This is a genomic window from Vibrio sp. 10N.247.311.13 (assembly GCF_041467595.1).
In the GTDB taxonomy this organism is placed as follows: domain Bacteria; phylum Pseudomonadota; class Gammaproteobacteria; order Enterobacterales; family Vibrionaceae; genus Vibrio; species Vibrio crassostreae_C.
This window is the reverse complement of sequence record NZ_JBFSUX010000001.1, coordinates 1-19,166: the sequence shown is the minus strand read 5'-3', so window position 1 is coordinate 19,166 and position 19,166 is coordinate 1. Positions and strand designations below refer to the sequence as shown.

The following is a 19,166-nucleotide window of genomic DNA, read 5'->3' as shown; positions in this document are numbered from 1 at the left end:
GTTAACCAGACGAAACGGATACGACAGCGTTGCTTGCCAAGAATGCTTGTTAAGCGAATGTTAATCATTAGCTTAGCAAACATTGAGGGAAATGGTATGTGATAAGTATTTGAAAAAATGAAATAAATTAAATCTAGGGCTGGCCTAGTGCCAAACAAGTTGGTTATTACCGCGTTGTTTTGCTTTATTTAGTGTTGTATTGAGTCGCTCTAACACTTCTTCAGGTGTATCTGACTCTTTAAACTGAGTACTTGCCGCGCATAAAGTAATCGTGATTTGTTGGTCACGGAACTTAAAGGGTAAGCGGCTTACTTGAGTTTGAATGTTTTGAATCACTTGGTGACAATATTCATCGGTTTGCTCTGGCAATAGTAAGACAAATTCTTCACCTGAAAAACGCGCCACAGTATCGGTCGTGCCTGCTTCTTTGGTGATGGTTCTTGCGATGATCTTAAGCGCTTTATCGCCGGCGGTATAACCAAAGCTATCGTTAATGGCTTTGAAGTTGTCGATGTCCAGAAGTACTACGCGCAGTGAGTGTTGTGCGCGGATCCAGCGGCGATACTCAAGCTCTAAGCGATCAGTAAAGGCAGTGCGATTGTAAACCTTGGTTAGAGGATCAAGCAGCATACGCTGAGCCTGATCTTCCAAGCGCTTACGGTAATCTTGCGTCACTTCATAGAGTGAATCTAACTGAGTCTTTCCGTAACTCATTCTCTCTATCAGAGCTTGTTCTTTTTGCTCTGCGTGGTTCAGCCTTTCCGAAAGAGAGGCGATTTCACTGAGTAGCGGATTAATCGACAGCTTTAAACTATCAATATCTTTCGCTTTATCTACCGAGCTTTGGCTTCTAGTGACTAGTTCATTTAACTCAGAGTTTAGACCTTGTCGGTGCTCAAAGTAGCTCTGGCTCTGGTCGGCATTTTGGTCGGCCGTTTTGATGCTGGACGCTAAAGAAGAATTAAGCTGATCGATGAATTGTTCAGACTTCTTACGTTCTAGGTTGGTGCCTTCAATAACCAGTTTGAGGATCTGAAGTGTTAGCTCAAGTAGGTTTTGTGTGGAAACACCAAGCAGCAGCTTCGCTCGAATATCGGTAAGCAGATCACCCGATTCACCCTCGAAGTCGAGTTCAGTGATCAGATGTTGTAGTTCGTTTGATAGGTCGGAAAGGAGCTCTTGTTCCGGAGAGTGCGCAGCGTCAGCAAAATGGGTGCGTGAGTTATTCGCCATAATCTTTATGGCACGCTCATAAATACCGAGAAGTTTCATGGCGTGGTCGACTTTCTGACTGCCATTGCATTCGGAGAAGCTAAGTAAGTTTCGTAGGTCGCGTTTGAGCTGTGCTGGAAGGCCAGTTATGCGCTGCAGCGTTTCCCCACTGTGCTTAATGCTATCGTCCAGATACCCGTTCTGTTTATCCATAGCCAACGTTTTCTGCTTAAGCATCCTTTCTAATACTGCCAGTTTTGGGATCATTGAGCTAATGTCTTTTTGCTTTTCTAGCTCTTCCCTAAGGGCAATGAGGTTTTCATCTAAATGGCTGTTACTACCAACACATGCATCACTTAAAGACGTGACGATACGCTTTAGAACTTTCTGTTCTCTAATAAACTTGAACGAGGTGTCTCTTTGCGTCAAACGGACCTGCTCCAACTGAGATTTCAGCTGGTGGAGTTGCGCCTGAATGTCTTTTTCAAGAATGCCCATAGATGTATTTATTAGCGCCGCGTAGACCGATCTCGATCATTTTGATGAAATTCCGTTACATCGATAATAACAAAACTAAAAATAAGGTCACGACTTGCTGCTCTTAACCGCTCGCAAATCAGTCATCTTTTAGCATTTTTTTGATGTTGTCCTCATTCTGGTACGAGGATTGTATTTTTATTAACCCTTGATTAATCGCATGTTTACACGCTTCTCTTATGTTACCAGTTGCAAGGCTCGCTGCTGGTGCATTATCGATAGCTTTTAGATAGACCCATTGGCTACTGCGCTCTTTGAGACTGATCTCACGGGCGAGATTGGTCGACATCAACAATACGTCGAGCAGCTCTTGATCGTTAATTGCGGTGTAAGCACGTGGCAAGAATGGGTAGTCAGCGATGCCCATACGGACCGTTCGGTTGATGTTTCGCTCTGTTTCGAAGTCATTCACCCAAGACTGAATCTTTCTGAACATGTCCTCAGGCGACAAATCACGGTCCGCGTTTGGCTCGATATAAAGCAGGTTCGCATCCGAGAAGTGGTAGACACGAGCTGGGCCTTCAAGCTTAGATTTTAGGAATTCACCGAAAGCGTCTTCCAGTTCTAGACCGGCTTTGTAACCGTTCTGCGTGTACATATTGCGTAAGAACGGTAAATCAATCATCACGAAGCGTAAGCGGTCGTTGAGTGGCTCATGAATCAATTCGCCAAGTTGCCACTGTTCGAAGGTCTGGCTGGTTTGTTCCAGCGAGTTAGAGAGCTTCGCATTGAGCATTCTTAAGTTCGGAAGCTTTGAACGTGAGTGCGTAAATAGGTCGGTGCGCAGTGAGTCCACTTCTTTGGCTAAGGTTTGAATGAGATAGCCACGGCGCAGAACAAAGAAGAACAAGACAATGCTGAACAGGAATAGGGCGAACGATATTTTTTGGAACTTACGATGCTCCAGTTTGTATTGCTCTAGCTCTTGCGCTTGGCCTGCGTAGTGCAGGGTTTGTTCGGCAAATTCTTTCTGTTGACGGAACGCGTCTTCGCCAACACGGTTGAGTTTTTGCTGCTCTAGAGAGACAAGGCTGTTGTATTGCTTGAGGTTTGCCAATGCTTGCTGTGGACGACCTGCCTGTTCATAACCCAAAGAAAGTAAGTAGTACGAGCGTTGTGAAAGGCGCATGTTCTCTATCTGGCGTGAGATCTCAAGTGCACGTGTCGCATGCTTTATCACGTCTTCGCTTTCTTGTAGGTGATACGCTAACCCTGCAGATAACAGTGCAGCACGGCCTTCCAGCTTTGGAATGTCGGTATATTCCAGCAGCTCAAGGGCACGGGTTAGGTACTGTTCTGCTAGAGGGTAGTTATAAAGGCGTAAGTAGGTCGCCGATAGACTTAGTCGGATATCAATGACTTGGTGGATATCTCGGTCAGTGCTTTCGTGATCAAGAACGTTGAAGAAGTGTACCAAGGCAAGGTTATATTTCCCTTGATAGAAGTACACATCCCCCATTTTCTTAAGCACTTGTGCTAAGACAGGCGAGTTTTCAAAGTTGTCATAGAAATCAGCGGCTTGAGATAGGTGTTCTAACGCTTTATCCAACACTTGGCGCTCAAAGAAAAGCTGCGCAAGTAGGCGGTTGACCTTGGCCAAACGTGAACTTAGATTGCCCTCTACTGATTTCCAGTAGCCATACAACAACTCGGATAACGCGTGGTTGTACTCTTTGTGAGTCAGATAAAACTCGCCGACGGAGATATGGTAGTCGATGGTGACTTTTTCAGAGTAACGTTGATCGAGATAGGTTTTGGCTTCTTGATAGAACTTTTCGGCTTCATCGATCTTGTTGTCGTAAGAGGCGATGTCGGCTTTCAACATGATCAAGCGATAGGTAATGCCTTCCGTTAAGCGTAAGGTTTTATTCACCGACTCTAGATTTGTTTCAATGTTAGTGAGCTCTGATTTTGCTTTGGCTGATTTTCTATCACTCAGCCAAAGTAAGCGAACTTTTAGGATCTGAAGATCTATTTTTAGGTAATCAAGCTTATAGGTTTGCGCTAGCTCGGAGGCTTTGTCGATGTGCTGAATCGCAATACGCATATTGCCAAGGTTGTATTCCGCTTTGGCTAAGATCTTATACGCATCGATACTGCTGTTTGGTGTTCGAATCGAGGAGTCTGTCTCTTCGCGAGAAATAGCTGAAGGGCTTTTCTCGCGTTGATCAGAAAGGACACGCAGCGTTAGGTAGCTGTTGGCCATTTGTTTTGCTTGGCTCGGCTCGATCTCAACCAAATTATTGGCTTCATTGAGTAGCGCCGACGAATAAACCGACGCATTGACCGATGTGCTTAAGCTTAAAATAAATAGACTAACAACGTATAACCAACGCATTTCAATGTCCCTTTAAAGATTTGGTAGGTTCAAATAAGTGTGGGTGGTTCTCGCCTGATTATTGGCGAGCCATACGCTTATTGTGGCTTGGTCTATCTTGCTCTGTTGAACGGTATGGGTTGATATCCAGACCACCACGACGTGTGTAACGTGCGAACACAGTTAGCTTCGAAGGTGCACAGTATTTCATGATGTCAGTGAAGATACGCTCAACACATTGTTCGTGGAATTCATTGTGCTCACGGAAAGAAACTAAATAGCGTAGCAGAGCTTCACGGTCAATTTGCTTACCAGAATATGCGATCTCAACGCTGCCCCAATCCGGTTGATTGGTGATCAAACAGTTCGACTTCAATAGGTGGCTGTGCAGTGTTTCTTCAACGTCTTGTTCGCCAGCAGCGCCTTCAAGCAGCGACGCTTCAAAGTCGTAGCTAGTGATTTGGATGTCTTGGTTGTCGATACAGTCACCTTCCATCGTCACGATAGGTTGGTTAGTGTAGTCGGTTACTGAGTTTACATTCACAATCACCGTTTCGCCTGCACATGCCGACAAATCTTGGGTCAGGCGCTCGGTTACTTGATCCCAGTTTTCAAATTGAGTCTGGTTGTAGCTGTTCAGGTAGAGCTTGAAAGATTTTGATTCAATTAAATTTGGGCTGGTTGCTGGGATGAAAACTTCACCGACAGCCACTTGTGGTAGACCATTGGTGTTTAGCCACGAAAGCTCGTACATCGTCCAAATATCATGACCAACAAAAGGCAGCTCGCCGTTTAGCGCAAGATCATCGCGATTAAGGCTACGAGGCACTGGTTGCAATAAACTTGCATCGTATTGGTTAGAGTACTCAGTTTTTTGGCCAAGGGTTAAACCCGCTAGCTCTTTTGCGTCAGAATATTTGCTCATACTTTGGTTTCAAATTCGATTAGAATGGGGTCGATTTTACTGAATCCCCCTTACCCTGTCATTAAGTCATCGCTTAATCGGCGCGGAAAGGGCTCGGATTCTATTTATTATTTTGTGTTTAGGAGATTTTCATGACTCAACGTGCTCAAGACGCACTACTTTCTTTTAGTCAGCGATACGTTGACGCGTGGCAACAGCAACACCAAAGCTTACCTCGCAATGAGGAGTTGGTGGACGTGGTATCGCCATGTGTAGAAGAAAAGAGCGGCGATGCCGTGTTATGGAAGCACTATCCACGTGAGCAATTCGCGGATTTCACCAACGTTGAAACTGGCATTGAATTAACGCTGCACGAAGACATCAAAACCTTCTACGGTGCGCAATACAGCGCAGACATGAACGCGACCTTCGACGGCAATGAACTGACTCTATTACAGATTTGGAGTGATGAAGACTTCGAATGTCTACAAGAAAACATCTTAGGTCACCTAGTGACTCAACGTCGCTTAAAGCTAAAGCCTACGGTTTTCATCGCAGCGACTGACGCGGAACTGGATGTTATCTCTATCTGTAACCTAACGGGTAACGTGATTTTGGAGCGCTTAGGTACCAAAAATCGTGATGTGCTCGCCGAGACATTGGCAGAATTTTTAGAAAAGCTACAACCAGCGGTATAAATAGATGTACGTACTAGAACTTCAATTTGAGTGTTTTGATAACACAACGGTAAGCGCTGTCGACAAGGCGGTTAATGGCTTAATGGATGCACTTCGTTATAACGGACAAGTGTTAGGTCGTGAGTTCCCAATCGTGATGGGCGATGGTGAATTCTATGTTCGCGTTGTGTGCCCGGAGCAAGATAGCTTGCACCCGCGTAATCACTCAGACTTTGTGAAAGTGTGTTTTGATCGCTTGTCTAACGCGAGCCTACTAGCGCCTAAAATGCGTTTATTGGGGCGAGATCTTAACTCAGAAGAAGTAGCTGAAGACGAAGCTCCAAGCTGGCAAGTACTGTATACAACGTTCGTTCATACCTGTTCACCGCTGCGCAGTGGTGATAGTTTGCTGCCTATCCCTCTGTATCGCAACCCACCTACATTTAATGGCGACCATAAAGCTGTGCTGAAATGGCAGACAGAATGGCAAGCCTGTGATGAAGTACAAATGGGTGGTGGTTGTCGCGCGGAACATGCAACGCTAACCGAGATCAGTGACACGAAGAGTGTGCTGTTTAAACGCGGTTGGGGTCTAAGAGGGCGCATTGAATATCTGACTAAGGTTCCAACCTACTACTACTTATACCGTGTCGGTGGAATCAGCCTGAAAGATGAAAAAGAGCGCAAATGCCCGCAATGTGGTGGTGAATGGCTGCTAGATGCGCCTATCCACGATATTTTCTATTTCAAGTGTGATGACTGCCGATTGGTATCAAACATCTCTTGGGATCACCTTAAGTAATCCATAAAGCTTAATTATCGATTCAAAGTATCGAAGTGTTAATCAATACTTCGATACTTATTCCTTTGTTTTCTCACTGTTAGCTTCTCTTTCTCTTTCTTTGCCCTCCATGTTGAGCATTAATCAAGTATTGGGCTTGCCAATATTGTTGAACCTATTTCGCCCTTAAATGCGCTCATTTTGTGCTGTCTATCTCTCTCTGTAGCCCTCAAGTATTCACCAAAATAATCCCACACTCATCAACTTTTGATTATTTCAATAGTTAACTGGATCACAGTAATCAATCAGTTCTCTTTCAATTTATATTCTGCTCAATATAAATGGGATCGATCCCATGGGAATGTTCCCATTTATAAATAATAACCTGATTCTAGATCTGAAAGGAATGGACGATGAAACTGTTACCTATTGCTGCTGCACTCTCTACGGCTTTACTTGCACCTAATTTATACGCTGATGAAACCACACCATTAGAGTTCAATGGCTACATGCGCGGAGGCGTTGGCCTGAGTAATGAAGGTGGCTCAAACAGCAAGTGGGAGGTGAGTAAAGTTGGGCGACTCGGCAACGAGAATGACCTGTATGGCGAGTTTGGCTTTAAGAAAGAGGTGTATGCTGAGGACGACGTTTCATTTGTAGTTGATTCCATGTTGTCGTACTGGCAGGGCCAAGATGAGAATGCCGCGGATAAAAGCGTGGATGTGGTGCAATTGAATGTTCAAGCGGTAGGGCTTTTTGAAGATAAGGACATTGGGATTTGGGCGGGTGAGCGCTACTACCAACGTCATGATGTGCACATCGTTGATAACTACTACTGGGATGTAAGTGGTATTGGTGCCGGCGTTGAACACATCAATATGGGCCCTGGTAAATTATCGGTGGCTTTGATTCAAGACACGGTGACTGGCGATGTGTTTGATGGCAAAGAAACCACAGCCATGATTGCTGATGTGCGTTATGCAGGCATTCCATTGTGGAACAATGCGGATCTTGAGGTCGGTATTGATATGAACTTCGCCAATGAAAAACAAGGTCAAACGGTAGATGCGGATGACAGCGTAATGCTAACGGCGAGCCTGAATCAAAACCTATCAGGCGGCTTCAATAAAACTATTCTACAGGTTGCTAACTCTGGTTATGCCGAGCAGATGACGACTTTTGGAACGGGTAAAGGCATTGTTCGTGATGCAAACAACAACGACGCCGAGGGTTTCCGTTTGATTAACTGGGGCGTGCTTGCGATTGGTGAGAACATTGAGTTTGGCCATACTGTGCGTTATGCCGCGTCAACCGGTGTGGGTGCTAATAACAGTGATGATGACTCTTTCAGTGCAGTTATTCGTCCGCTTTATAAGTGGGACAAGCGCATGCGTACCATTCTTGAAATTGGTGGTTTTGTAGAAACGATTGATAACCAAGATGGGGCAGGTGGTAAATTCACCATCGCTCAGGCTTGGGTTCCACAAGTGGGTTTCTGGTCTCGTCCTGAATTCCGTATCTTCGCCACTTACCTGAATGATGCTGAAAACGACAATGCCTTCGGTGAAGGTAAAAACAGTGAAATGAGCGTTGGCATGCAAGTGGAAGCTTGGTGGTAAGTCGAACTTTCTGGTAAATCCTAACCAACAAAAAGGGGCTGACGTTATGTCAGCCCCTTCGGGTACCTATACAGTGCTGTCGTTTAGTTGATTACCAACCTTTAACGACGCCACCTTGGAAGATGTCAGAAGCTGCGTTGTACACTTCTTCAGTTTGGTAAGCTTTAACGAAGTTTTGTACGTTTTCAGCGTTTAGGTTGTCTTCACGAGAAACGATTAGGTTTACGTAAGGAGAATCTTTGTCTTCAACGAATACGCCATCTTTTTGTGGAGTCAGGTTGATAGAGCTCGCGTAAGTTGTGTTGATGATAGATAGAGCAACATCATCAAGAGAACGTGGCAGTTGAGCTGCGTCTAGTTCAACAATCGTTAGGTTCTTAGGGTTACCCACGATGTCGCGAACTGTAGCTAGAAGACCTGCGCCTTCACGAAGTTCAAGAAGACCTTGTTGCTCAAGAAGAAGTAGAGAGCGACCTAGGTTTGTAGGGTCGTTTGGTACAGCAATACGAGCACCGTCTTGGATTTCGTCTACCGATTTCACTTCTTTAGAGTAACCCGCAATTGGGTAAACAAACGTGTTACCAGCGATAGTTAGCTTGTAGCCACGGTCAGCCACTTGCTGATCTAGGTACGGTGCGTGTTGGAATGCGTTGATGTCGATAGAACCATCATCTAGAGCTGCGTTTGGTGTTACGTAATCCGTGAAAGTAACCAGTTCAACGTCTAGGCCGTATTTCTCTTTCGCTACTTTAGCTGCCACTTCAGCAACTTGCGCTTCTGCACCTGCCATTACGCCAACTTTTACTTTAGAAGTATCCACTTCTTTATCGCCACAACCTGCTAGAACTAGCGCTGAAGCTGCTGCTGCGATAGTTAGTAAACCTTTAAGGCTAAATTTCATAATAATCTCCTTTTAATAAATCTATTTAATTTGGTTCAGACGACTCTTGTTTTAGAGAGTTTGCGTTTTAGCGCTGAGTCTTTATCTGTGGTCAACGCGGCGAACTAAGGAATCACCGATTGATTGAATAATTTGTACAAGCACAATCAACATCACTACCGTTACAGCCATGATGGTCACATCGTAACGGTGGAATCCGTAACGAATCGCGACATCACCTAGACCACCGCCACCAACCGTGCCCGCCATTGCTGAGTAGCTCACAAGTGTCACTAGCGTAATCGTTACTGAGTTGATAATAGTCGGTAGTGCTTCAGGAAGCAGAACCTTATTGATGATTTGTGTTGGTGTTGCGCCCATTGATTGAGCCGCTTCTACTAGACCTGTTGGTACTTCAAGTAGTGCACTTTCGATAAGTCGAGCCACAAATGGGATAGCACCAATCGTCAATGGAACAATCGCTGCTGTTGTGCCTATGAAGGTACCAATCAGCATCTTAGTTAGTGGGATAATCGCAACCATCAACACTAAGAAAGGCACTGAACGACCCACGTTCACAATCGCACCTAGAATCTTGTTTACTTTGGTGTTCTCTAACAGGCCACCTTTTTTAGTCGTATGCAGAATCACGCCTAGTGGAATACCGACCGCGAAGCCAACAATGCCTGCAACAGCAACCATGTAAAGCGTTTCGCCTGTTGCGCCTAATAGAAGGTTACCGTTAAGGCTGATCCAGTCAGCAATCTCGTTGAAACTAAAGGACATAACCAAGCACCTCTACTTTTACATTGTTGTCGCGTAGGAATTGGATAGCAGCATTATCATCTGCTTCATTACCGAACAGTTCAGCGACCATCATGCCGAACTTCACGCCACCGGCGTAATCAAGGTCAGAACTTAAGATGCTGACATCGATATTGAATTTACGTGCGATTTGCGTCATTAGCGGAGCATCAACCGTTGCACCAGTAAACTCAAGACGCACCAGCGGGTAGCTGCTGTTTACGCGAGTCTCTTGCAAACGTGCTTGGTAATCTTCAGGGATCGTCAGATCCAACGTTGAACGAATGAATTGATGCGCTAGTTCAGTTTTAGGGTGAGCAAAGATGTCACCAACTGTGCCTTTCTCTACCAATTCACCACCGCCAATGATCGCCACTTCGTGACAAATGCTTTTCACTACATCCATCTCGTGCGTAATAAGCAGGATAGTGATGTTCAGCTTGCGGTTGATTTCACGCAGTAGCTCAAGAATCGATTGAGTGGTCGCAGGGTCCAATGCGCTGGTCGCTTCGTCACACAGCAGTACTTTCGGATCAGAGGCCAGTGCACGAGCAATCGCAACACGCTGCTTTTGACCGCCACTTAGGTTTGCCGGGTAGGTGTCTCGCTTATCCGCTAAGCCAACGAGTTCAAGTAACTCACTCACTTTTGCTTCAATAATCGCTTTATCTTTACCAGCAAGTTCTAAAGGCAGTGCTACATTGTTAAATACAGTACGAGAAGACAGCAGGTTGAAGTGCTGGAATATCATGCCGATGTTACGGCGCGCTTCGCTAAGTTCTGATTTGCTGAGTTTTGTTAGGTCGATACCGTCAACAATCACTTCACCAGAGGTCGGTGCTTCCAACATATTTACACAGCGGATTAGGGTACTTTTGCCTGCACCTGAAGAGCCGATGACTCCAAAGATTTGACCTTGAGGAATGTGGAGGTTGATATCAATTAAGGCATTGATTTCTTTAGTACCTTGATAAAAAACCTTGTTGACTTGATTCACTTTAATCATAGAGAAACCCGTGCAGGTAGAACAGAATAATATGTCGATAGCTCGCTCGATTTACAGACGATGCTATGGTGTTCTATGATCTAAGTCAATAGATATTTTTACGTCTAGACGGCTAAACGTCGATTGTATGGCTAAGCTAGAAACAAATCGTTAACGAACGCAAAACTAAATAGATAGTGATGAAGCAAATAAAGCGTGTAATAATTAATGATTAATAGAGAGTTGATAGAGAACAAAATTTTGTCTAAACCTGCTGTTTTTTTAGATCGTGATGGAGTGATTAACGTTGATCACGGCTACGTACATGATGAGCATGACTTTGAATACATCGATGGTGTGTTTGAAGCGGCGAAAGCGTTTAAAGATATGGGTTATTTATTGGTGCTAGTGACCAACCAATCTGGTATTGCTCGCGGCATGTTTAGTGAAGACCGTTTTCTTTCTTTAACGCAGTGGATGGATTGGAACTTTGTTGATAATGGTGTCGAGCTCGATGGCATTTATTACTGTCCTCACCACGCTGAGCACGGTATTGGTGACTACAAGCAAGATTGTGAATGTCGTAAGCCAAAGCCAGGCATGTTCATTTCTGCTCGTGACTTTCTGAAGATTGATATGGCTAACTCGGTCATGATCGGCGATAAAGCGGAAGACATGATGGCTGCAGAAGCAGCAGGTGTTGGTACTAAAGTCTTGGTAAGAACGGGTAAACCCATCACTGAAAAAGGTGAAGCGTTGGCTAGCGTGGTACTTGATAGCATTAAAGACGTACCCGCTTTCTTAAAAGGCTAAACGTTTTATTTATCACTAAGGTATGGACCTATCATTAGGCACTTACATTAGGTTTGTTCGAACCTGTGAATAGGCTAAGTGTCGTTGACTATATAAAGATGAGGAACGAAGTATGAAAGCTATGTTGGTAGCATCTCTATGTACAGTAGCATTGGTTGGGTGCTCTAAATCAGCAGCCCCTGAGACTGATAGCGCAACATCGAATGATCAATTCGCGACTTATCAATGTGAGTCTGACGTCTCGTTTGATGTGTCTTACCTTGATAATGAAAAAGCGGTACTACGCTTGCCTGATAATGAATACCGCCTGACTCAAGTTCCAGCGGGCTCAGGAACCAAATACATCTTAGATGATGGCACTTCAGAGATGATTAACAGCATCACTTTGCGCACGAAAGGTGACAATGCGCGTCTAGAACTTGGTCGCGTAGTCTATCGAAATTGCCAAAAGTAAGTCATAGTAAGAACTGCTAGTATTTACAAACAGTTAAGTGAGGGAATCTACCCTCACTTTTTCTTCTCTTCCCTTTAACGTTAGACTTTTTATGAGCAAAAAACTCACTATTCTTGATATTGCAAAGCTGTCCGGTGTTGGTAAGTCAACCGTATCACGCGTTCTGACCAATGATCCAAAAGTGAAACCTGAAACCCGTGAAAGGGTGGAAAGAGTAATTCAAGAATCTGGGTACACGCCTTCAAAATCTGCGCAATCGATGCGCGGTGGCAGTCAAAAAGTCATCGGCGTAATCATTTCTCGTCTGGACTCTCCTTCTGAAAACAAAGCGGTAAGTACGATGCTGGCCGAGTTGTATCGAGCGGATTACGATGTCGTGATCATGGAAAGCCAACTTGATAGAGATAAAGCCAATGAGCACCTGCAAGTTCTAAAGCGTCGTAACGTTGATGGCATTATTGTATTTGGTTTTACTGACTGCGATATTCCGGCAATCGAAGCTTGGGAACACAAAGCGGTGGTGATTGCTCTGGATACCGAGAACGTGACGTCGATTAACTATGATAACCAACAGGTGATCAATAGTGCGTTGGTGCATTTATCGGATCAAGGGATCTCTGACGTTGGCTTTATCGGGGTTGATCCTAGTGATAAATCAACCGGTGAACTGCGTCTTAAGGCTTATCTCGATTGGTGTGAAAACACAGGTTCAGTGGCAAACTATCGTACTGGTCAACTTCATCACGAAAGTGCTTATCAGCTGGTGGATGAGGTGTTAACTCCCGCGACTCAAGCGATCGTTTGTGCCAGTGATACGCTGGCTCTTGGTGTAATCAAGCGTCTGCAAGAACTACAACGTGAAGATGTGGTCGTCACTGGCGTTGGTGGTAATGATCTTCTCTCTTTCTTATTCCCACGAGTATTTAGCATTGATCCTGGTTACCAATCTGCAGGTAAGTTGGCTGCTAATCTATTGATCTCTCAGCTTTTAGGCAATTCAGAGATCTCTCATCATACGCAATCTCCTATTCTATAATCCACTCAATTAAGCGAAATTGAACGGCTTAGATTAAAATTAGAGTGTGATCTCTTTCAATTAATGGGATTGTTCCCATTTTAATTTATCATTCATACGGGCATTATAATAACCGTAATTGGGAATGTTCCCATAAATCTAAGTCTGAGTGATTATAGCTTGCATGGTTTAGATGAGTAATTGAATGAAACCAGGGTGGGGTAGTATGAGTAAGATAGCGAAGCAAGACGTTGCGCGTCTTATCGAGTTAGTCGGTGGTAAAGAAAACATTGCGAGTGTCAGCCACTGTCTGACTCGACTGCGTTTTGTATTGAACGATACAGAGCAGGCCAACAAAGCTGAACTCGAAAAACTGAAGCTAGTAAAAGGCTGTTTTACTAATGCAGGCCAATTCCAAGTTGTGATTGGCACTGAAGTTGATGAAGTGTACGCACTTCTGATTGAACAGACAGGTAAAGAGGCATCATCAAAAGATGAGGCGAAGCTGGCTGCTCGTCAAAACATGAACTTCCTTGAGCGTGGTATCTCCCATTTAGCCGAAATTTTCGTACCACTGCTGCCTGCCATCATTACAGGTGGTTTGATTCTTGGTTTCCGTAATGTGATTGGCGACATTCGCATGTTCGACGGCAAAACCCTCGTTGAAATCAGTCAATTCTGGGCAACCGTTCACTCTTTCTTATGGTTGATCGGCGAAGCTATTTTCTTCTTCCTACCGGTTGGCGTGTGTTGGGCTACGGTTAAGAAGCTTGGCGGAACCCCTATTTTGGGTATCACGCTCGGTGTGACCTTAGTTTCACCACAACTCATGAACGCATACATGATAGGTAAATCGGTACCTGAGGTATGGGATTTTGGGCTGTTCGTGATTGAGAAGGTCGGTTATCAGGCTCAGGTGATCCCAGCGATGTTAGCGGGTGTGGCTTTGGCGTTCATTGAAACCAATCTTAAGCGTATCGTCCCTGCTTACTTGTACCTAGTGGTTGTGCCATTTGTATCGATTATTTTGTCTGTGATTCTAGCGCACGCTTTCATTGGCCCATTTGGCCGTATGTTAGGCGATGGCGTGGCATTCGCGGCTAAAGCGGCAATGACGGGTGACTTTGCGATTCTTGGTTCAGTAGTCTTTGGCTTCCTATACGCACCTTTGGTTATTACAGGTATTCACCACACAACCAATGCCGTCGACCTACAACTGATGCAAGACTTAGGCGGCACACCAATCTGGCCTTTGATTGCGCTATCAAATATTGCACAAGCTTCAGCGGTTGTTGGCATCATCATCTTAAGCAAACGCGAAGGCGAACGAGATATCTCGGTTCCAGCTGCAATCTCTGCTTACTTAGGTGTAACAGAGCCAGCGATGTACGGCATCAACCTTAAATACAAATTCCCAATGCTGAGCGCAATGATCGGCAGTGCCGCTGCGGCTGCTATCTGTGGTAGTGCAGGAGTGATGGCGAATGGTATCGGTGTTGGTGGCTTGCCAGGCATCTTATCGATTCAACCGCAATATTGGTCTGTTTACTTAATTGCGATGCTGGTGGCGATTGTACTACCCGTCACGTTAACACTGTTCTTCTATAAACGAGCACAGATGAAAGGCGAACTAGAAACCGCCAACGCGTAATGCATTTAATAAGCGATGACTCCAAAGTGAGCCATCGCTTTTTCTCTTAGTTATAGCTTTTTCTTTTAGTTATAACGGCTATTCGACCATGATTCACATGGTGATTTTTATTTTATATTTTCTGGTAAGTGAGTGTTAGAGATGGCGATGACTGAGCATGATGAAAGTTGGTGGAAAACCGCAACCATCTATCAAATCTACCCAAAGAGCTTTTGTGACAGTGGCAGTAAAGGTACTGGCGACATCAAAGGGATCATTTCAAAACTGGATTATCTTAAACACTTGAGTGTGGATGCCATTTGGTTAACCCCATTTTACGCATCCCCAATGATCGATAACGGCTACGATATTTCAGATTACTACGCGATTAACCCGCAATTCGGCACCATGGAAGATTTCGACCTATTGCTGGCTGAAGCGCACCAACGTGGTATTCGTATCGTGATGGATATCGTGGTAAACCACACCTCAACAGAACATGCGTGGTTTCAGTCAGCATTGGGTGATAAAAACAGCCCATACCGCGACTACTACATATGGAAAGATCCTGTAAACGGCCAAGCACCAACCAACTGGCAGTCTAAGTTCGGTGGTAATGCATGGGAAATGGATGAAGCGACGGGTCAGTATTTCCTACACCTATTCGCGAAAGAGCAAGCCGACCTTAACTGGGAGAACCCGGTTGTACGCGAAGAAGTGAAAGACGTCATTAGCTTCTGGGCTGAGAAGGGCGTTGATGGTTTCCGCTTGGACGTGATCAACCTGATTTCGAAGCAGCAAGACTTTCCTAATGATGATATCGGTGATGGCCGTCGTTTCTATACCGATGGTCCACGTGTACACGAATACCTGAAAGAGATCAGCGAAGCGGTATTTCAGAAGTACGGCAGCGTGACCGTAGGCGAGATGTCTTCAACCACGTTGGAACACTGCCAGCAATACTCAAACGTTGATAACAGTGAGCTATCGATGGTGTTTAACTTCCACCACCTTAAGGTCGATTACACCAATGGTGAGAAGTGGACCAATGCGCCGTTTGATTTCTTACAGCTCAAGTCGATCTTCAATCATTGGCAAACGGGTTTGAACGGCAAGGGCTGGGGCGCATTGTTTTGGTGTAACCACGACCAACCGCGAGTGGTGAGCCGCTTAGGTGATGATCAGCAATATCGTGTTGAGTCGGCCAAGATGTTGGCTGCTTCTGTGCACATGATGCAAGGCACGCCTTATATCTATCAAGGTGAAGAGATTGGTATGACCAACCCTGGCTATACTGACATCAGCCAGTATCGTGATGTTGAGAGTACCAATATGTACGACATCATGGTTAACCGTGATGGTGTGGCTCATCAAGATATGATGGCGATTCTAGCGCAGAAATCTCGTGATAACTCTCGTACACCAATGCAATGGAACAGTGAGCCTTACGCAGGGTTCTCACAAGCTCAGCCATGGCTTGATGTAGCGAATAATTACCCTGGGATTAACGCTGAGCAAGCACTGGAAGACAAAGACTCTGTTTTCTATTTCTATAAGAGTTTGATTGAGTTACGTAAACAAGTGCCAGTGATTACAGATGGCAGCTATCAAGATCTATTGCCTGATCACTCATCCATTTTTGCATATGCACGTGAGAACGAAGGGCAAACCTTGCTGTGTATTAACAACTATTATGGTGAAGAGGCGGAGTGCGTTTTACCGGAACGTTTTGATATGACTAAGGCGAAGAGTCTGTTGTCTAACTATCAACAAGCGAACACTTCAGTTGCATTACATCATCAAGTCTTACGTCCTTACGAGACTCGTATTCTCTTGATTGAAGGTTAACCTTGTTTCATTTTAAGAAGCTTGATTCTTATTCCCCTTAAAGGATTGGGCTTCTGCAAAGGCTTTGGAGTGCTCCCCAAAGCCTTTTTTGTTTTAGTGATGGCTGGAATATCGTGCCTCGAGTCTACTTGCGAGAAGTTTGAGCATCGAGTGCCAGCAACGACAGAGCAGGTAATGAACTCTAAGACGCGTAATTCACCGAGTAGCGAGTTGGTTTGTGGTTCATTGCCAATACGATGTTCAATACTGCGGTGCCTAATACAGAAACGGCAATCACCCAAGGTGACACGAAGAAGAACGATGCAAACAGAATACATGCATCAATACCCATTTGTGTTTTACCTACCGAGATACCGTAGCGGTCTTGGATAAACAAGCACAGTACGTTGAAGCCACCCAGACTTGAGCGGTGACGGAATAGGATTAGCATACCTAAGCCCATTAATAAGCCGCCGGCAACAGCACAATAGATCTCGTTATGAACTTCTAGCGAGATAACTAAGTATAAATGATCGGCAAACACAGACACTAAAGCACCAGAAATCGCACTGCTAATAGCAAAGCTACGGCCAAATCGTTTCCATGCTAATAAGTAGAATGGGCAATTAGCAATAAAGTACAAAATACCAAAGGTTACCGGCATAAATTGACTCAAAAGCAGAGCCAAGCCAGTAGTGCCACCAGTAAGCAGGTTCGCTGACTGTAAAAAGAAGACGCCTAACGCCACTAAAAACGTGCCAGTGAGGATTGCTACCCAATCTTCTTTACGTGAGTGTTTTTCCATCGTTTTTATAATTACCTAACCAATAAAGGCGTGCATAGTAGAGAAAAACCTTAGCTTTCGGTAGCTAGAGGGGCAAAATTAAGGTAAACCTATGTAATCTGCGTTTTACAGGGTGTAAATCGTAAAATTGACAGTAAGCGTCATCTTTGGTTGGATAAGCTTAATAACCATGATGAATCTTATTTGTGATTATGAAAAAACTGCATGATAAAATTGCAATTAGCTCTTTATGACCTAGATCAAATTATGTAGAATGCGTCACATCAAAACGGTGACGGAAACGTTTGCTTTCGGTCGTTGTGTGGTTTTTTTGAAACTTTCAGTACAATCTGAGTCAGGAGATACAGATGCTTAAGCGTGACATGAACATTGCTGATTACGATGCGGATCTATTCGCAGCTATCCAAGAAGAAACTCTTCGTCAGGAAGAGCATATCGAACTTATCGCTTCAGAAAACTACACAAGCCCACGTGTAATGGAAGCTCAAGGTTCTCAGCTAACAAACAAATACGCTGAAGGCTACCCAGGCAAGCGTTACTACGGTGGTTGTGAGTACGTAGACAAAGTTGAAACTCTAGCAATTGAACGTGCATGTGAACTATTTGGTGCAGAGTACGCAAACGTACAGCCTCACTCAGGTTCTCAAGCAAATAACGCTGTATACATGGCACTACTAAATGCAGGCGATACGGTTCTAGGTATGAGCCTAGCACACGGTGGTCACCTAACTCACGGTTCTCCAGTAAACTTCTCTGGTAAGCTTTACAACATCATCCCTTACGGTATCGATGAAGCGGGTCAAATCGATTACGAAGAGATGGAAAAGCTGGCTATCGAGAACAAGCCTAAGATGATCATCGGTGGTTTCTCTGCTTACTCTCAAATCTGTGATTGGAAGCGCATGCGTGAAATCGCTGACAAAGTAGGTGCTTACCTGTTCGTAGATATGGCTCACGTAGCAGGTCTAATCGCTGCAGGCGTTTACCCGAACCCAGTGCCACACGCTCACGTAGTAACTACAACGACGCACAAAACGCTTGCGGGTCCTCGTGGTGGTCTAATCCTTTCTAACGAAGGCGAAGATCTTTACAAGAAGCTGAACTCAGCAGTATTCCCAGGCGGCCAAGGTGGTCCTCTAATGCACGTTATCGCTGGTAAAGCAGTAGCGTTCAAAGAAGCTCTAGAGCCAGAGTTCAAAGAATACCAAGCACGCGTTGTTGCTAACGCAAAAGCAATGGTTGCTGAATTCCTAGCTCGTGGTTACAACATCGTTTCAGGTTCTACAGAGAACCACCTGTTCCTAGTTGACCTAATCAACAAAGACATCACAGGTAAAGAAGCAGATGCAGCACTAGGTGCAGCAAACATCACTGTAAACAAGAACTCAGTACCAAACGACCCACGTAGCCCATTCGTTACTTCAGGTATCCGTATCGGTTCTCCTTCTATCACTCGTCGCGGTTTCTCAGAAGCAGACGCGAAAGAGCTAGCAGGTTGGATCTGTGACATCCTAGATAACATGGGTGATGAGTCTGTTATCGAAGCGACTAAAGCAAAAGTACTAGAGATCTGTAAGCGTCTACCTGTTTACGCTTAATTTTTCTGGCTCAAATAGCTTAATTTCTGTGTCAAAGGTGCTCATTTACATTCGTAAACTCCGCGCCTTTTCCTTGAACTAAAGCTATTTGATTGAAAAATACGATTTGAAAGGCTCCTGTTGGGAGCTTTTTTTGTTTTTTTGGGTATTACGTTGTCGAGCATGCTCACTTACATTCGTAAGCTCCGCGTGCTCTCCTAGAATTTCAAACAACTACTTTGAAAAATATTGATACTAGAGGCTCCTTAATAGGCTGTCTCTTGATCACAAGTCTGGTTAATCAAGAGACTTAGCGAGTTCATACCCTT

At 44.7% G+C, this 19,166-nt stretch carries 16 protein-coding genes; 9 read left to right on the top strand and 7 right to left on the bottom strand.

Going from position 1 to position 19,166, the window contains the following annotated elements:
* Window positions 1-144 precede the first annotated feature (144 nt).
* From AB6E52_RS00080 to queF, 3 genes are all read right to left on the bottom strand, one after another.
* Window positions 145-1,710, bottom strand: a complete 1,566-nt coding sequence (locus tag AB6E52_RS00080; RefSeq protein ID WP_081229491.1) for a GGDEF domain-containing protein — start codon at window positions 1,708-1,710, stop codon at window positions 145-147.
* 118 nt (window positions 1,711-1,828) lie between these two features.
* Complete coding sequence (locus tag AB6E52_RS00075; RefSeq protein ID WP_017071997.1) at window positions 1,829-4,087, bottom strand: tetratricopeptide repeat protein; 2,259 nt, start codon at window positions 4,085-4,087, stop codon at window positions 1,829-1,831.
* A gap of 58 nt (window positions 4,088-4,145) precedes the next feature.
* Window positions 4,146-4,991 (bottom strand): NADPH-dependent 7-cyano-7-deazaguanine reductase QueF, encoded by an 846-nt coding sequence (gene queF / locus AB6E52_RS00070; RefSeq protein ID WP_017060768.1) that lies wholly within the window; start codon window positions 4,989-4,991, stop codon window positions 4,146-4,148.
* Between the two features lie 131 nt (window positions 4,992-5,122).
* Here queF and syd point away from each other — a divergent pair, with 131 nt between their 5' ends.
* The 3 genes from syd to AB6E52_RS00055 all read left to right on the top strand — a co-directional run bounded on the left by syd (window position 5,123) and on the right by AB6E52_RS00055 (window position 8,047).
* Window positions 5,123-5,668 (top strand): SecY-interacting protein, encoded by a 546-nt coding sequence (syd, locus tag AB6E52_RS00065; protein ID WP_017630799.1) that lies wholly within the window; start codon window positions 5,123-5,125, stop codon window positions 5,666-5,668.
* Between the two features lie 4 nt (window positions 5,669-5,672).
* Window positions 5,673-6,449, top strand: a complete 777-nt coding sequence (locus AB6E52_RS00060; RefSeq protein ID WP_102319952.1) for a Zn-ribbon-containing protein — start codon at window positions 5,673-5,675, stop codon at window positions 6,447-6,449.
* 392 nt (window positions 6,450-6,841) lie between these two features.
* Window positions 6,842-8,047, top strand: coding sequence for a carbohydrate porin (locus tag AB6E52_RS00055; RefSeq protein ID WP_102319953.1), 1,206 nt, complete (start codon window positions 6,842-6,844; stop codon window positions 8,045-8,047).
* Window positions 8,048-8,138: 91 nt separating this feature from the next.
* On the opposite strand, the gene AB6E52_RS00050 is transcribed toward AB6E52_RS00055, so the two are convergent.
* The 3 genes from AB6E52_RS00050 to metN all read right to left on the bottom strand — a co-directional run bounded on the left by AB6E52_RS00050 (window position 8,139) and on the right by metN (window position 10,737).
* On the bottom strand, window positions 8,139-8,948 hold the full coding sequence (locus tag AB6E52_RS00050) for a MetQ/NlpA family lipoprotein (RefSeq protein WP_019824947.1): 810 nt from the start codon (window positions 8,946-8,948) through the stop codon (window positions 8,139-8,141).
* Between the two features lie 81 nt (window positions 8,949-9,029).
* Window positions 9,030-9,713 carry a methionine ABC transporter permease gene (locus AB6E52_RS00045; protein ID WP_017060764.1) on the bottom strand — a complete coding sequence of 228 codons (684 nt, stop codon included), beginning with the start codon at window positions 9,711-9,713 and terminating at the stop codon, window positions 9,030-9,032.
* Window positions 9,703-10,737, bottom strand: coding sequence for a methionine ABC transporter ATP-binding protein MetN (metN, locus tag AB6E52_RS00040; protein ID WP_017060763.1), 1,035 nt, complete (start codon window positions 10,735-10,737; stop codon window positions 9,703-9,705). The genes AB6E52_RS00045 and metN overlap by 11 nt, the downstream gene beginning before the upstream one ends.
* Before the next feature lie 207 nt (window positions 10,738-10,944).
* On the opposite strand from metN, the gene gmhB reads away from it, so the two are divergent.
* The 5 genes from gmhB to treC all read left to right on the top strand — a co-directional run bounded on the left by gmhB (window position 10,945) and on the right by treC (window position 16,476).
* Window positions 10,945-11,529, top strand: a complete 585-nt coding sequence (gene gmhB, locus AB6E52_RS00035) for a D-glycero-beta-D-manno-heptose 1,7-bisphosphate 7-phosphatase (RefSeq protein ID WP_017060762.1) — start codon at window positions 10,945-10,947, stop codon at window positions 11,527-11,529.
* Window positions 11,530-11,641: 112 nt separating this feature from the next.
* The gene (locus tag AB6E52_RS00030; protein WP_017060761.1) at window positions 11,642-11,983 is read left to right on the top strand and encodes an MliC family protein; all 342 of its coding nucleotides are present in this window, start codon (window positions 11,642-11,644) and stop codon (window positions 11,981-11,983) included.
* A 91-nt stretch (window positions 11,984-12,074) separates the two neighbouring features.
* A complete protein-coding gene (gene treR, locus AB6E52_RS00025) occupies window positions 12,075-13,019 on the top strand; it encodes a trehalose operon repressor TreR (RefSeq protein ID WP_017060760.1) in 945 nt (314 codons plus the stop codon).
* A gap of 205 nt (window positions 13,020-13,224) precedes the next feature.
* Window positions 13,225-14,649, top strand: a complete 1,425-nt coding sequence (gene treB / locus AB6E52_RS00020; protein ID WP_102319954.1) for a PTS trehalose transporter subunit IIBC — start codon at window positions 13,225-13,227, stop codon at window positions 14,647-14,649.
* 141 nt (window positions 14,650-14,790) lie between these two features.
* Window positions 14,791-16,476, top strand: coding sequence for an alpha,alpha-phosphotrehalase (gene treC, locus AB6E52_RS00015; protein ID WP_102319955.1), 1,686 nt, complete (start codon window positions 14,791-14,793; stop codon window positions 16,474-16,476).
* 181 nt (window positions 16,477-16,657) lie between these two features.
* Here treC and AB6E52_RS00010 read toward each other — a convergent pair whose 3' ends face one another.
* The gene (locus AB6E52_RS00010) at window positions 16,658-17,260 is read right to left on the bottom strand and encodes a YitT family protein (RefSeq protein WP_102319956.1); all 603 of its coding nucleotides are present in this window, start codon (window positions 17,258-17,260) and stop codon (window positions 16,658-16,660) included.
* 347 nt (window positions 17,261-17,607) lie between these two features.
* On the opposite strand from AB6E52_RS00010, the gene glyA reads away from it, so the two are divergent.
* Window positions 17,608-18,858: a serine hydroxymethyltransferase gene (gene glyA, locus AB6E52_RS00005; RefSeq protein WP_017066387.1), complete on the top strand. Its 1,251-nt coding sequence runs from the start codon at window positions 17,608-17,610 to the stop codon at window positions 18,856-18,858.
* Window positions 18,859-19,166 lie beyond the last annotated feature (308 nt).